12 protein-coding genes and 2 tRNA genes are annotated in these 14,648 nt (G+C 64.5%); 13 read left to right on the top strand and 1 reads right to left on the bottom strand.

What is annotated here, in order from left to right; all coding sequences use genetic code 11:
* Positions 1 to 9 precede the first annotated feature (9 nt).
* The 3 genes from pcaQ to pcaG all read left to right on the top strand — a co-directional run bounded on the left by pcaQ (position 10) and on the right by pcaG (position 2,430).
* Complete coding sequence (gene pcaQ / locus BLR92_RS07875; RefSeq protein WP_089727269.1) at positions 10 to 933, top strand: pca operon transcription factor PcaQ; 924 nt, start codon at positions 10 to 12, stop codon at positions 931 to 933.
* A gap of 96 nt (positions 934 to 1,029) precedes the next feature.
* Positions 1,030 to 1,779 (top strand): protocatechuate 3,4-dioxygenase subunit beta, encoded by a 750-nt coding sequence (pcaH, locus tag BLR92_RS07870; protein WP_089727267.1) that lies wholly within the window; start codon positions 1,030 to 1,032, stop codon positions 1,777 to 1,779.
* Between the two features lie 15 nt (positions 1,780 to 1,794).
* Complete coding sequence (gene pcaG / locus BLR92_RS07865; protein WP_089727265.1) at positions 1,795 to 2,430, top strand: protocatechuate 3,4-dioxygenase subunit alpha; 636 nt, start codon at positions 1,795 to 1,797, stop codon at positions 2,428 to 2,430.
* A 58-nt stretch (positions 2,431 to 2,488) separates the two neighbouring features.
* Here pcaG and BLR92_RS07860 read toward each other — a convergent pair whose 3' ends face one another.
* Positions 2,489 to 3,370, bottom strand: coding sequence for a helix-turn-helix domain-containing protein (locus BLR92_RS07860; protein ID WP_089727263.1), 882 nt, complete (start codon positions 3,368 to 3,370; stop codon positions 2,489 to 2,491).
* Positions 3,371 to 3,551: 181 nt separating this feature from the next.
* Here BLR92_RS07860 and pobA point away from each other — a divergent pair, with 181 nt between their 5' ends.
* From pobA to BLR92_RS07810, 10 genes are all read left to right on the top strand, one after another.
* Positions 3,552 to 4,733 (top strand): 4-hydroxybenzoate 3-monooxygenase, encoded by a 1,182-nt coding sequence (gene pobA, locus BLR92_RS07855; RefSeq protein ID WP_089727261.1) that lies wholly within the window; start codon positions 3,552 to 3,554, stop codon positions 4,731 to 4,733.
* 199 nt (positions 4,734 to 4,932) lie between these two features.
* The gene (locus tag BLR92_RS07850; protein WP_089727259.1) at positions 4,933 to 7,461 is read left to right on the top strand and encodes an AsmA family protein; all 2,529 of its coding nucleotides are present in this window, start codon (positions 4,933 to 4,935) and stop codon (positions 7,459 to 7,461) included.
* 94 nt (positions 7,462 to 7,555) lie between these two features.
* Positions 7,556 to 8,068, top strand: a complete 513-nt coding sequence (locus tag BLR92_RS07845; protein WP_089727515.1) for a CinA family protein — start codon at positions 7,556 to 7,558, stop codon at positions 8,066 to 8,068.
* A gap of 193 nt (positions 8,069 to 8,261) precedes the next feature.
* Complete coding sequence (recA, locus tag BLR92_RS07840) at positions 8,262 to 9,323, top strand: recombinase RecA (protein ID WP_089727257.1); 1,062 nt, start codon at positions 8,262 to 8,264, stop codon at positions 9,321 to 9,323.
* Positions 9,324 to 9,326: 3 nt separating this feature from the next.
* Positions 9,327 to 9,803, top strand: coding sequence for a regulatory protein RecX (locus BLR92_RS07835; protein ID WP_089727255.1), 477 nt, complete (start codon positions 9,327 to 9,329; stop codon positions 9,801 to 9,803).
* Positions 9,804 to 9,971: 168 nt separating this feature from the next.
* Positions 9,972 to 12,575, top strand: a complete 2,604-nt coding sequence (gene alaS / locus BLR92_RS07830; protein ID WP_089727253.1) for an alanine--tRNA ligase — start codon at positions 9,972 to 9,974, stop codon at positions 12,573 to 12,575.
* Positions 12,576 to 12,661: 86 nt separating this feature from the next.
* Complete coding sequence (locus BLR92_RS07825; protein ID WP_089727251.1) at positions 12,662 to 13,912, top strand: aspartate kinase; 1,251 nt, start codon at positions 12,662 to 12,664, stop codon at positions 13,910 to 13,912.
* A gap of 198 nt (positions 13,913 to 14,110) precedes the next feature.
* Positions 14,111 to 14,305, top strand: coding sequence for a carbon storage regulator CsrA (gene csrA, locus BLR92_RS07820; RefSeq protein ID WP_089727250.1), 195 nt, complete (start codon positions 14,111 to 14,113; stop codon positions 14,303 to 14,305).
* 75 nt (positions 14,306 to 14,380) lie between these two features.
* Positions 14,381 to 14,473 (top strand) — tRNA-Ser (locus tag BLR92_RS07815).
* A 51-nt stretch (positions 14,474 to 14,524) separates the two neighbouring features.
* Positions 14,525 to 14,601: transfer RNA gene (locus BLR92_RS07810), tRNA-Arg, on the top strand.
* Positions 14,602 to 14,648: the final 47 nt, after the last annotated feature.

The raw sequence follows: 14,648 nt of genomic DNA, 5'->3' as shown, positions 1-14,648 counted from the left end.
CGGATTCCCATGCTCGACTCACGCATCAAGCTGCGCCATCTGCAGGCCTTTCTCGAAGTCGCCAAGCGCCAGAGCTTCGCGCGGGCGGCCGACAGCTTGGCGGTGACCCAGCCGGCGATGTCCAAGACCATCCGCGAGCTGGAGGAGGCGGTGGCGGCGGCGCTGTTCGAACGTGGGCCGCGCGGGGTGACGCTGACCCCCGCCGGGCTAGCGCTGATGCGCCACGCCGGGCCGGCGCTCAATGCCCTGCAGGAAGGCCTGGCGGCGGTACGCCAGCCCGCCACGGGCGCGGCGCTGGTGCGCCTGGGGGCGCTGTCGACGGTGGAGGAGGGCCTGCTGCCCCAGGCGCTCGAGCGGCTGCATGCCGAGTCGCAGGAGATCCGCCTGCAGGTGCTGACCGGGCCCAGCGCCTATCTGCTCTCGCAACTGAGCCTGGGCGAGCTCGATCTGGTGGTGGGTCGCATGAGCGAGGCGCGCGAGATCCGCGGACTAAGCTTCGAGCACCTCTATCACGAGCCGCTGGTGCTGGTGGCGCGCGCCGGCCATCCCCTGGCGGCGCGGACCCCGCTCGATGCCGAGGCGCTCGGCCAGTACCCGTGGGTGGTGCCGCCGGCGCCGACCACGCTGCGCGAGCAGGTCGAGCGCTTCTGGGTCGAGCAGGGCGGGCCACCACCGCCGATCACCCTGGAAACCCTGTCACTGGCGCTGAGCCGGCGCTACGTGCAGCGCACCTCGGCGCTGTGGGTCGCGCCGCTGGATGCGGTGCGCGGCGACCTGGACGAGGGATCACTGGTGCGCCTGACGGTCGATCTCGAGGCCCACGGCGGCTCGGTGGGGCTGTGCGTCAACGCCACCCGGGCGCTGTCGCCCGCCGCCGAGCGGCTGTGCGCGCAGCTGCGCAGCCTGGCAAGTGAACGGGAGTCACTGACATAACCCAGCGGTTATGCCTGGGTGGCGACTTTTCACTTGGCAGGCGCGCCGCGTCGGCGACAATGGCCCGAACACACCGTCTAACGGATGGAGCCCGCCATGCCCCTGAACCACAACAAGCGCTTCGTCGAGCGCGACCGTACCTGGCACCCCGCCGCCTATACCCCTGGCTACAAGACCGCGGTGGCGCGCTCGCCGAGCCAGGCATTGGTCAGCCTGCAGGCGCCGAGTGTCTCCGAGCTCAGCGGCCCCGAGTTCACGAACCTGCGTATGGGACCCCACGACAATGACCTGCTGCTCAATTATCGCGAGAATCCTGGGCGCGAAAACCAAGGCCAGAACGGCCTGCCGATCGGCGAGCGCATCATCATGTTCGGCCGCGTGGTCGATCAGTTCGGCAAGCCGGTGCCGCAGACGCTGGTCGAGATGTGGCAGGCCAACGCCGGCGGTCGCTATCGCCACAATAAGGACAGCTACCTGGCCCCGCTCGATCCCAACTTCGGCGGCGTGGGGCGCTGCCTGACCGACAACGAGGGCTGGTATCGCTTCCGCACCGTCAGGCCCGGCCCCTATCCCTGGCCCAACGGTATCAACACCTGGCGCCCGGCGCACATCCATGTCTCGGTGATGGGGCCGTCGATCTCCACGCGCCTGATCACCCAGATGTACTTCGAGGGCGATCCACTGATCCCGATCTGCCCGATCGTGCAGACCCTCAACAGCCAGGAAGCCGTCGAGACCATGATCGGCCGCCTCGACATGGGCCACAGCCGCCCCATGGATTGCCTGGCCTACCGCTTCGACCTGGTGGTGCGCGGCGAACTGCAGACCTACTTCGAGAACGTTTGAGACCGGGGAACGCCCATGAAACAGCCGAATTCAACACCGACCAGCGAGCTGCCGCTGCGCGAGACCGCCTCGCAGACCGCCGGCCCCTACGTGCACATCGGCCTGGCGCTGGACGTCGCCGGGCTGCCGCCGCGCCAGGAAGAGATCTGGAACCGCATGGCCACGACGGAGGCCGACGGCGAGCTCATCGAGGTGGTCGGCAGCGTGATCGACGGCAACGGCGACCTGGTGCGCGACGCCTTCATCGAGGCCTGGCAGGCCGACGCCCACGGCGAGTATCAGTGCGATTTCGACCTCGAGAAGCTGTTCAACAGCTTCGGGCGCACCGCCACCACCGTCGAGACCGGCGGAGAGTGGTCGCTGATCACCGTCAAGCCGGGCCGGGTCGAGGCGCCCAACGGCAAGCCCATGGCACCGCACATCAACCTGGCGGTGTTCGCCCGCGGCATCAACATTCAGCTCAACACGCGGCTCTATTTCGACGACGAGCATGATGCCAACGCCGCTTGCCCGATCCTCAACGCGGTGGAATCGCCGGCGCGGCGCCAGACGCTGATCGCCCGGCGCGAAGAGGGCGAGGGCGGTCGGGTACGTTATCGCCTGGATATCCGCCTGCAGGGCGAGGGCGAGACGGTGTTCTTCGATTTTTGAGCATTGCGCCGAGCACGGAGAACCGCTGCCCGAATGGCAGCGGTTTTTTGTGGAGACGTCACTGCCGTAGCCGAAATGCCTTGGGTGAGAACCCCGTGTGACGCTTGAAGAAGCGCGTGAAGTAGGCAGGTTCGGAGAAGCCTAGGGTATCGGCGACCTGGCTGATGGTCATGTTGGTGTAGGTCAGCTGGCGCTTGGCCTCGAGCAGCAGCCGCTCGTGGAGTAGCTGTAGGGCGCTGCGCCCGGCCAGGCGCCGGCACAGGGTGTTGAGGTGCGCGCTGGTCATGCCGAGCTGCGCGGCCAGCGTTTCGATGGTCGGCTGCTCGGCGTAGTGGGCGTCGATCAGCGCCTGGAAGCGCTGCAGGTGCGCCTGACCCTTGTCGTGGCGCCGGGCGAGGATCGGCCGGCGTCGCTCGGCGCGGCGCGCGACCTGCACACTCAGCGCCTGGATCAGGGCGTGCAGCAGCGGATCGCGGCCCTCGGCCGGTTGGCGGTACTCCTTGTCGATCTGCACGACCAGCGAGGCGATGGTCGCCGCCTCGTCCTGCCCTGCCAGCGGGTAGTGGGCGGCCCGGTCGAGGACCTCGCCCTGGCGCTCCAACTGCTCGATCAACTGCGTGGCCAGCGGCTGGGCCAGGCTGATGATGTGACCGTCGATGTCGCGCGAGAAGCGAAAGCCGTGAATCGCCATGGCCGGCACCACGATCAGCAGCGGTCCCTCGAGCCGGCGCTCGGCCCCCTCCAGTTGCAGTTCCACCTGACCCTCGCGGATGTGCAGCAGGTGCACCAGGTCGGCATGACGGTGCGCCTTGATGTGCCAGTCGTGCAGGCGGCTGCGCTCGGCGATCGATTCGCAGTGCAGCAGGTCCGGTGTCGGCCAGTGGCGTGTCTCGCCGTAGAGCTTGAACACCGGCACGGAGCCGCGTTGCAGGTCGTTCATGAGGGCGTCGTCCTAATGGCTGACGAGGATCGTCGACCAAAGTCGTGGGCGTATCTTGCGAATATCCAAGACTTCGTGACGATATTGCCTTAATCGTGCCCGGCTATCGATGAAAAATACAAGTCATCGATCGGTGCCGTCGCGACGCGACGCCGCAGGCACGAGCAGCGAGGCACGCATCATGAAGACACAAGTGGCGATCATCGGCGCTGGCCCCTCCGGCCTGCTGCTGGGGCAACTGCTGCAGCGTCAGGGCATCGACAACGTGATTCTCGAGCGGCGTTCCGGCGAGTATGTGCTCGGCCGCATTCGCGCCGGGGTGCTGGAGCAGGGCATGGTCGACCTGCTGCGCGAGGCCGGGGTGGAAGAGCGCATGGAGCGCGAGGGCATTCGCCACGATGGCTTCGAGCTGGCCTTCGACAACCGCCGCGTGCGCGTCGACCTCAAGGGGCTCACCGGCGGCAAGACGGTGATGATCTACGGCCAGACCGAGGTCACCCGCGACCTGATGCGCTCGCGCGAGGCGGCCGGGGCGACGACGATCTACGAGGCCGATGACGTCCAGCCGCACGATCTCGACACCGAGCGCCCCTACGTCACCTTCGTCAAGAATGGCGAGACCCAGCGCCTTGACTGCGACTACGTGGCCGGCTGCGACGGCTATCACGGCGTGTCGCGGCGGACGATCCCCGCGGATCGCATCCAGACCTTCGAGCGCGTCTACCCGTTCGGCTGGCTGGGCATTCTCTGCGACACCCCGCCGGTCGCCGACGAGTTGATCTACGCCAGTCACGCGCGCGGCTTCGCGCTGTGCAGCATGCGCTCGGCGACGCGCAGCCGCTACTACGTGCAAGTGGGCGCCGATGAGAAAGTCGAGGAGTGGTCGGACGCACGCTTCTGGGATGAGCTCAAGGCGCGCCTGCCCGACGACGTCGCCGCGCAGCTCATCACCGGGGCCTCGATCGAGAAGAGCATCGCCCCGCTGCGCAGCTTCGTCGTCGAGCCGATGCAGTACGGCCGGCTGTTCCTGGTCGGCGACGCCGCGCACATCGTGCCGCCGACCGGGGCCAAGGGGCTCAACCTGGCCGCCAGCGACGTCAATACGCTCTATCGCATGCTGCTCAAGGTCTATCGCGAGGGCCGCGACGACCTGATCGCGCGCTACTCCGAGATCTGCCTGCGGCGGATCTGGAAGGCCGAGCGCTTCTCCTGGTGGATGACCACCCACCTGCACCATTTCCCCGAGGCCGAGGCCTTCGAGCGGCGCATCCGCCAGGCCGAACTCGATTACATCACCGGCTCCCCGGCGGGTCTGGCGACCATTGCCGAGAACTACGTGGGGCTGCCCTATGAGTCGATCTAGTAGGACGATAGCGGCGTAGGGCATCGCATCGAACGTCTCTTAGTGTCCTCCTGGCCCGTCGCGCTCTGGCCGGGCTGTTTAGAACGCGTTGATCTTGGCGTTCGGTCTCCTGCCGGTATTCGCGGGCGGGTCGGCTATTCTCCTAGAAAGGGTCACGACATTCGACGCGAGCGGCAGGCTCGGGAATCGAGGAGACGATGTGCCAAAGACGCTCCGGCTGGTGTTGTTCGCGCTCGGCGGGGTGGCGTTTCTGCTGGTGGCGATCGCGCTGCTGCTGGAATCACCATGGGCAAAGAGCCTGCTGGAAAATCAGGCTAGTCAACGCCTGAACGGTCGGGCAGTCGAGATCGGGACGCTGGATATCGATTGGGGCTGGCCGCTGACGGTTCGCCTGGAAGACATCGGTGTCGCCAATCCCGGCTGGGCACGGCACGAGCGGATGCTGCAACTGGCGCTGCTGGAGTTGACGATCGAGCCCGGCGCGCTGCTGCAGGGCAAGGTCGCGCTCGATAGATTGTATCTTGGCCACCCGGTCGTACACCTGGCGCGAAACGAGACCGGTGCTGCCAACTGGGCCGGGCTGATGGGCGGTGACAAGGATACGGGCGGCGGCGGAACCGGCATCGATCTCGATCGGGTTCGCGTGGATAGTGCCGTCGTCACCTATTGGGAGCCGACAGGCAAGGAAAATCGGCTGACGGGCTCGGTGAACGTGGCGCTGGGGGAGACACCGCGAATCGAGGCTCAACTGAGTGCCGACCGCTTGGATATCGACCGCTGGGGCATCATCAATCTCGACAGGGCGGACGAGCGCAAGGAGGTCGAACAGGAAGTCGAGCAGACCGTCGAGGAAATTACCTGGGATCGGCGTTGGGCCGAGCAACTGGCGCCACTGCGGCGTTACGAGGCGAAACTGGATCTGTCGGTGGGACGCCTGAGCTATGCTGACGTCGTGTTGCGTGACGTGGCGCTGGTTGGGCGGTTGCAGGACAATCGCCTGAACTTGCAGCGCCTGCATGTCGCACAAGGCGAAGGGGAACTGACGGCCGAAGGTTGGCTGGAAGTGCGCCCGAGCACGCTGCGCGGCGACATCGATGCGCAATTGACGCAGGTGGATATTGGCGAGGCGCTGGCGCCGCTGGGGTATGGGGAACTGGGTACGCTGGGCGGTCGGCTGCATGTTGGCTTCGCCGAAGGCATCCTGGCCCTTGACGATACGCAACTCGACTACCGGGCACCTGCGCAGGAACTGGCCTTGAGCGTTGGTGCCGAAACGGCGGATATCGCCGGCGCAGCGGTTCCCGGCGTGCACCTGCAAGGCAATGGCTCGCATCGTGGTGAGCCCTTCGCCTTCGATCTCGTCGTGGGGCCCTTGCTGGATCTGGATGACCCCGAAAAACCTTATCCGGTACGGGGCGAGATCACCTCGAGGGATAGCGCCCTGTATGTGAATGGCACCATCAGCCAACCGCTGGAAATAGCAGCGGTGGATGGAGATTTCCGGCTGTCGGGCCCCAACCCCGCACGACTGAACGAGCTGACCGGGCTGAACCTGCCGGCATTGCCGCCTTATCGAATCCAGGGCGAGCTACACGTCGAAGACGAGCTGGTGCGTCTGCTTGGCCTGCGCGGGCGTTTCGGCAACAGCGACGTGAATGGCGATGTGCAAATCCATATGGGAGCGCGCCCCATGCTGTGGGCGACGCTAGGTTCCGAGCGACTCGACCTGGACGATTTCCTGCCGCTGGTGGGCGCTGCTCCCGATACGCAAAGCGGGGACGTGGCGTCACCCGCTCAGCAGCAACGCGCCAGGCAGCAGGCAAGCCAGTCTGGCGTGTTCCCCGACCAGCCGTGGGATTTGCAGGGGCTGCGCACGATGGATGCCATCGTGCGCTACCGCGCCGATAGCGTCAGCGCTCCCGACTTACCGCTCAACGATGTGCGCCTTGAACTGGAGATGGATGACGGTGTGCTGACACTCGAGCCGCTCAGCGTGGGTATCGGTGGTGGCGTGGCGCAGTCGCGAATCAGGCTCGACGCCAGTGGGACGACGCTGCGCGGGAGCCTGGATATATCGCTCAAGCAGGTCAATCTCAAGGCGCTGCTGCGCGACGCCGAGCTGTCCGAGGTGGCCGCGGATTCGGCTGGGGTGATCGGTGGGCAAGGGCAGATGCGTTTTCATGGCGATTCGCTGGACGAGGCCATGGCGAGTCTGGGCGGCGAGCTGGAACTGGCCATGTCCGGCGGGCAGTTGGATGTAATTGCCGTGGAGGCCTTGGGCTTGGATGTCGGCGAGGCGCTGGTGGCCGCCTTGGTCGACTCTTCGGATTCGGTGCCGATCGCCTGCGCCTATAGCCATTTCAAGGCCGACGGCGGCCTGGCGACGCTCGAGCAGTTCTTCATGAGCACAGAGGATTCCAACTTCACCGGTGGCGGTGTCATCGACCTAGATGAAGAGACCCTGACGCTGGCTTTCGAGGCCCACCCCAAGGATTTCAGTTTCCTGGCCTCGGACTCTCCGGTTAGCTTGACGGGCCCACTGGACGACCTGCGGGTCGACGTGACGTCCTCGGAACTGGTGATCCGTGGTGTGCTGTCGGCGATCGGCGCACTGCTGGCGCCACCATTGGCGATTCTGCCCTGGATCGAGCCGGGCACGGGAGAAAACGTCGGGCCGGGCTGCCGGCAAGTGCTCGAAAAATTCCATTCGCAAGCCGACCCGGAGTGATTGTCGCACTGACTCGTTGTCGGTCGTGTCTGCTAAGCTGTCGCCTCATCGATCAAGCGATGGCATTCGCTGCCATCGCGCCACTCGGAGCGTCATCTTGGCCAGTGCTGGATTGGAAACTCTCGATACTCTCGCCCTGAGCCGACGTCTCGGGCAGGTCTGTGTGACGCGGGGTGTGTTCGTCACCGCCGCCGAGTCCTGTACCGGTGGTGGCGTGGCCAGCGCGATCACCGCCGTCGCCGGTAGTTCGGCCTATTTCGAAACCGGCTATGTGACCTACGCCAACGCCGCCAAGACGCGGCTGTTGGGCGTGCCCGAGGCAGTCCTGGAAACCCAGGGCGCGGTCAGTCGCGAGACGGTCGAAGCGATGGTGGCGGGTGCCTGCGCTGACAGCGGCGCCGATCTGGGCGTGGCGATCAGTGGCGTGGCGGGCCCCGGTGGCGGCAGCGCCGACAAGCCGGTGGGCACCGTGTGGTTGGCCTGGGGCGATGCGACGCAGCAGCGGGCCGAACGCTATCACTTCGATGGCGACCGCCAGGCGATACGCGACCAGGCGGTGCGCATGGCGCTTGAAGGGCTGATTCGTCGGCTCGAAAATCGTGACTGATGCCGGCTCGGCGCGGGTGGCGATCATTTAACGCCAGAGGGTGTAGGCGAGCGGCGATTTTTTCGCCATAATACTGTGCAGCCATACAGTAATCGGGTCATGCGGGTAATAGTCGAGTAGCGCCAGCCGCTGCTGGCCAGGCGAGCCCACCTGGGTATCGCGCCAACTTTCACGTGCTTATCAGGAGACGTTCATGGCACAGGACGATAACCGTTCCAAAGCGCTCAGTGCGGCGCTCTCGCAGATCGAGCGCCAGTTCGGCAAGGGCACCGTGATGCGTCTGGGCGATACACCACGCGTCACCATGCCGTCGGTATCGACCGGCTCGCTGGGGTTGGATATCGCCTTGGGTATCGGTGGTCTGCCGCTGGGCCGGGTGACCGAGATATTCGGCCCGGAATCCTCGGGCAAGACCACGCTGACGCTGTCGGTCATTGCCCAGGCGCAGAAGCAGGGCAAGACCTGTGCGTTCATCGACGCCGAACACGCGCTGGACCCCAGCTACGCCGAGAAACTCGGCGTCAATCTCGACGACCTGCTGGTCTCGCAGCCGGATACCGGCGAGCAGGCGCTGGAGATCTGCGACATGCTGGTGCGTTCCGGCGGTGTCGACGTGATCGTCATCGACTCGGTGGCGGCACTGACTCCGCGCGCCGAGATCGAAGGCGAAATGGGCGACTCCCACGTCGGCCTGCAGGCACGCCTGATGTCCCAGGCGCTGCGCAAGATCACCGGTAACATCAAGAACGCCAATTGCATGGTGGTGTTCATCAACCAGATCCGCATGAAGATCGGCGTGATGTTCGGTAGCCCCGAGACCACCACCGGCGGTAACGCGCTCAAGTTCTATTCCAGCGTGCGTCTGGACATTCGCCGCACCGGCTCGGTCAAGCAGGGCGACGAGGTCACCGGCAACGAGACTCGTGTCAAGGTGGTCAAGAACAAGGTCGCGCCACCGTTCCGCCAGGCCGAGTTCCAGATTCTCTACGGCAAGGGCATCTACCATGCCGGCGAGGTCATCGACCTGGGCGTGCAGTGCAAGCTGGTCGACAAGGCCGGCGCCTGGTACAGCTACCAGGGCAACAAGATCGGCCAGGGCAAGGCCAACGCCGCCCAGTTCCTCGAGGACAACCCGGCGGTCATGGACGAGATCGAGACCAATATCCGTGCCCAGCTACTGAGCCCACCGGAGCCCAAGGAGCAGGAAGCCGAACCAGAAGCGGCGACGCAAGACAGCGAGGATGGCCTGCTGTAAGCCATGACCGGTCTTGCCACGAATGACAGCACGCCACGTGACGATGCCATTAGCTTACTGGCCCGGCGCGAGTATTCGCGCGCCGAGCTGCAAGCGCGACTGGCTACCAAGGGGCATGCCGACGCCACCATCAGCGAGACGCTGGATACCCTGGCCAGGGATGGCCTGCAATCCGATACGCGTTTCGCCGAAACCTTCGTGCGCTCGCGCATCGCGCGCGGTCAAGGGCCGATCAAGATTCGCGCCGAGCTGGGCAATCGCGGCATCGACCGCGAGATGATCCGCGCGGCGCTTGACGATGCCCAGCACACGGATGGGGTCGACTGGTTCGCTCTCGCTTGCGATACCCTCGCCAAACGCTTCGACGACCCGGGCAGCGAGCCCCGCGAACGTGCCCGACGCGAGCGCTTCCTGGCCGGGCGCGGATTCGACTTCGATCAGGTCCGTCACGCCCTCTCCCACGCCTGGGACGATCACTAAGCTCGACCCTCCCTCGTTAATTTCTTGACAACTGCGTTATACTAGTGCGCCTTGCGACGGCCCCGGGTGGCGCTTTTTCGTGATTCAACACGTCTTCGTGTATTTATTGACGAGGGACGACGACCGCCTGCCCGTAGCGCCAAAACGCTCATCATCACGGGTATTTTCATGAAAAGCGCAGACATCAGACAGGCCTTTCTGACCTTCTTCGAGGAGCAGGGGCATACCATCGTGCCGTCGAGCTCGCTGGTGCCAGGCAATGACCCGACCCTGCTGTTCACCAATGCCGGCATGGTCCCGTTCAAGGATGTTTTTCTGGGTCGCGATCCGCGCCCCTACGTGCGCGCGACCTCGGCGCAGCGCTGCGTGCGCGCCGGCGGCAAACATAACGACCTGGACAACGTCGGCTACACCGCGCGCCACCACACCTTCTTCGAGATGCTGGGCAACTTCAGCTTCGGCGACTACTTCAAGCGCGATGCGATTCGCCTTGCCTGGACCTTTCTGACCGAGACGCTGGGACTGCCACGGGAAAAGCTGTGGGTCACCGTGCACATCAGCGACGACGAAGCCGAGCGTATCTGGAAGGACGAGATCGGCATCGACCCCGAGCGCTTCTCCAAGCTCGACGAAGACAATTTCTGGCAGATGGGCGATACCGGCCCCTGCGGGCCATGTTCGGAAATCTTCTTCGACCACGGCCCCGAGGTCTTCGGTGGCCCGCCGGGCAGCCCCGACGAGGACGGCGACCGCTACATCGAAATCTGGAACCTGGTGTTCATGCAGTTCGACCGCGATGCCGCGGGTAATCTCAATCCGCTGCCCAAGCCGTCGATCGATACCGGCATGGGTCTGGAGCGCGTCGCGGCGGTACTTCAAGGCGTGCATTCCAATTACCAGATCGATCTGTTCGAGAACCTGCTCGAAGCGGCGGCGGGGGTCATTGGTCATGACGATATCGCCACGCCGTCGCTGCGCGTGATCGCCGACCACATCCGCTCCTGCGCTTTTTTGATCGTCGATGGCGTGCTGCCCTCCAACGAGGGGCGCGGTTACGTGCTGCGCCGAATCATCCGCCGCGCGGTGCGTCACGGCCACAAGCTCGGCGCTCGCGAGCCGTTCTTCCATAAGCTGGTCGCGGCGCTCGACGCCGAGATGGGCGAGGCCTATCCCGAGTTGCACAAGGCGTGCGGACATATCGAGAAGGTACTGCTCAAGGAGGAGGAGCAGTTCGCGCGTACGCTCGATCACGGTATGGGCCTGCTCGAGGCGGCGCTGGGTGAACTCGACGGCGAAGTGCTGGCCGGTGAGACGGTGTTCAAGCTCTACGATACTTACGGCTTCCCGTTCGATCTGACCGCCGATATCTGCCGCGAGCGCGGCGTGACACTCGATGAGCTCGGCTTTCAGCGTGCGCTCGAGGCCCAGCGCGAACGCGCCCGTGCGGCCAGCCAGTTCGGCGCCGATTATACGGCGAGCCTCGAGCTCGAGGGCGAGACGACCTTCACCGGCTACCAGCGTCTCGAGGATGAAGCGCGCGTCACCGCGCTGGTCGACGAGAGCGGCAATGCGCTGGTCGAGCTCGACGAGGGCGCCAAGGGCGTGGTGGTGTTGGATCGCACGCCGTTCTATGGCGAGTCGGGCGGGCAGGTCGGCGATACCGGCTATCTGGAAGCCGATGGGGTGCGCTTCCAGGTCACCGATACGCAAAAGCAGGGCGGCCATCACCTGCACCATGGCGTGGTGATCGAAGGCCGTTTGCGCGTGGGCTCGTCGATCACCACGCGCGTCGACGCCAGCCTGCGCGTGGCGACCATGCGCAACCATTCGGCGACTCACCTGCTGCACGAAGCGCTCAAGCGTGTGCTCGGCGGTCACGTGCAACAGAAGGGCTCGCTGGTCAGCGCCGAGCGCCTGCGCTTCGATTTCAGCCACTTCGAGGCGCTGACCCGCGAGCAGTTGGCCGAGGTCGAGGCGATCGTCAATCAGCAGATCCTGCTCAACGCCGACACCCGCATCCAGCAGATGACCCTCGACGAAGCCAAGGCCAAGGGCGCGGCGGCGCTGTTCGAGGCCAAGTACAGCGACAGCGTGCGCGTGCTGACCATCGGCGCCGACGACTTCTCCATCGAGCTGTGCGGTGGCACGCATGTGGCGCGTAGCGGTGATATCGGTTGCCTGCATATTCTCGCCGAGACCGGCATCGCCGCCGGCGTGCGGCGCATCGAGGCGGTGACCGGCGAGGGCGCGCTCGATTACTTCCGCGATCAGGAGGCACGCTTGCTGCGCATCGGCGAGCGCCTCAAGGCCAAGCCCGAGCAGCTCGAGGAGCGTGTCGAGTCGCTGGTCGAGCGCAATCGTGGGCTGGAAAAGGAAATCGAGCGCCTCAAAGCCAAGCTGACCAGTGCCGCCGGTAGCGACATGCTCACCGAAACCCGCGAGGTAGCCGGGGTCAAGGTCCTGGCCAAGCAGGTCGAGGGCGTTTCCGGCAAGGAGCTGCGCGGCTTGCTCGACCAACTCAAGAACAAGCTCGGCTCGGGCATTCTGGTGTTGGGCGTGGCCGACGGCGACAAGGTTAGCCTGATTGCCGGGGTCACCGACGATTTGACTGCCAGGGTCAGGGCCGGCGATCTGGTCAATCATGTCGCCGCGCAGGTCGGCGGCAAGGGCGGCGGTCGTGCCGACATGGCCCAGGCGGGCGGCAACGATGCTCAGGCGCTTCCCGTAGCGCTCGCCAGCGTCCCGGCATGGCTCGAGGGCCAGCTAGGCTAGACAGCAAAAGGCCGGGCTGCACTCGCCCGGCCTTTTTCATGGACACATCCTTCAACTCACCAACTCAACACGGATACGCAAAACTCATGGCGCTATACGTACAGAAGTTTGGCGGGACCTCGGTGGGCTCGGTGGAGCGCATCAAAGCCGTGGCCGATAAGGTCAAGCGGTTCCGCGACGACGGCCATCAGGTCGTGGTAGTGGTCTCGGCGATGAGCGGCGAAACCAATCGGCTGATCGAGATGGCCGGACTGATCAATGAAGAACCCACCCCGCGCGAGATGGACATGCTGGTTTCCACCGGCGAGCAGGTGACCTGCTCGCTGCTGGCCATGGCCCTGCACAAGCTGGGTGTGGCGGCGACGTCCTATACCGGCGCGCAGGTCGGCATTCAGACCGACAGCGCGCATACCAAGGCGCGTATCCAGCGCATCGAGACCGACGATATCCGCGAGGATCTCGGCGATGGTCAAGTCGTCGTGGTCGCCGGTTTCCAGGGCGTCGACGAAGAAGGCAACATCACCACGCTGGGCCGTGGTGGCTCGGATACCACCGGCGTGGCGCTGGCCGCGGCGCTCAACGCCGACGAATGCCAGATCTATACCGATGTCGACGGCGTCTACACCACCGACCCACGCGTATGCACCAAGGCAAGGCGGCTGGAGAGCATTACCGTCGAGGAGATGCTCGAGCTGGCCAGCCTGGGCTCCAAGGTCCTGCAGATTCGCGCCGTGGAGTTTGCCGGCAAGTACAATGTTCCGCTGCGCGTGCTGTCCAGTTTCGAGGACGGCCCGGGCACCCTGATCGTCGCTGACTCAGATGAAGAAGAGGATTCCATGGAAGAGCCGCTGATTTCCGGTATCGCCTTTACCGCCAACGAAGCCAAATTCACCTTGCTCAATACCCCCGATGTGCCGGGCGTGGCCTCACGCATTTTGGGCCCGATCGCCGATGCCAACATCGAAGTCGACATGATCGTGCAGAACGTGGCGCCGGCCGGCGATTACACCGACTTTACCTTCACCGTCGCCAAGGGCGATTACAAGCAGACCATGAAGATCCTCCAGGAGTTGGTGATCCCTGATCTCGGTGGCGGTGATTTGCGCGGTGACGACAATATTGCCAAGGTTTCGTTGGTGGGCGTGGGCATGCGTTCGCACGCCGGCGTGGCATCGAAGATGTTTCGTACCCTGGCCGAAGAGAACATCAATATCCGTATGGTTTCGACCTCGGAGATCAAGATATCGGTAGTGATCGACGAGAAGCAGATGGAGCTCGCCGTGCGCGCGTTGCACAAGGCATTCGGGCTCGACAAGGACAGCGTGGAAAGTGAGTGAAAGAGTGGTTTAATGGCGCCGGCACGTTCTACGCTGATGGTGTAGGGATACCGAAAGGCTTTGAGGGCCTTTCATTCAACGAGGCTATCAGGCGTTATAGCGCAATGGAGTTGGCCCGGGCCGATGCATGACGCATAATGCGATGCGCATCGCCTGTAGCCGCGCCCTGTTGGAAGAAGTCTGAAAGGAGATCAGCAAATGCTCATCCTGACCCGCCGTGTCGGCGAGACCCTGATGGTCGGTGACGATGTCACCGTGACCGTGTTAGGGGTAAAAGGTAACCAGGTGCGTATCGGTGTCAATGCGCCAAGAGATGTCGCCGTGCATCGCGAAGAGATATATCAGCGCATCCAGCGTGAAAAAGTCGATGGCGATGGCGATTCGGGAAGCTGAGCGATAGCCATAAAATCCTGCCCAAGGGTGGACAGGAAGTAGTGAAATCGGTAACCTACGCGCCGTGTCGCTAAGGGAGAGGTGGCCGAGTGGCTGAAGGCGCTCCCCTGCTAAGGGAGTATAGGGTTTATAGCCCTATCGAGGGTTCGAATCCCTCTCTCTCCGCCATTCAACTCGCTTGAATGTATCGCTGCGAAGATACCTGTAAAGGTACGGAAAGCGCCCGTAGCTCAGCTGGATAGAGTACCTGACTACGAATCAGGTGGTCGGAGGTTCGAATCCTCCCGGGCGCGCCATTCTCACCGGTAACACATCGCGGTTGTCTGTCCATCACTAGCGGCAT

Origin of the sequence: Modicisalibacter muralis (genome assembly GCF_900102945.1) — a bacterium.
Classification (GTDB): Bacteria; Pseudomonadota; Gammaproteobacteria; order Pseudomonadales; family Halomonadaceae; genus Modicisalibacter; species Modicisalibacter muralis.
This window is presented reverse-complemented; position numbering and strand designations above follow the sequence as displayed.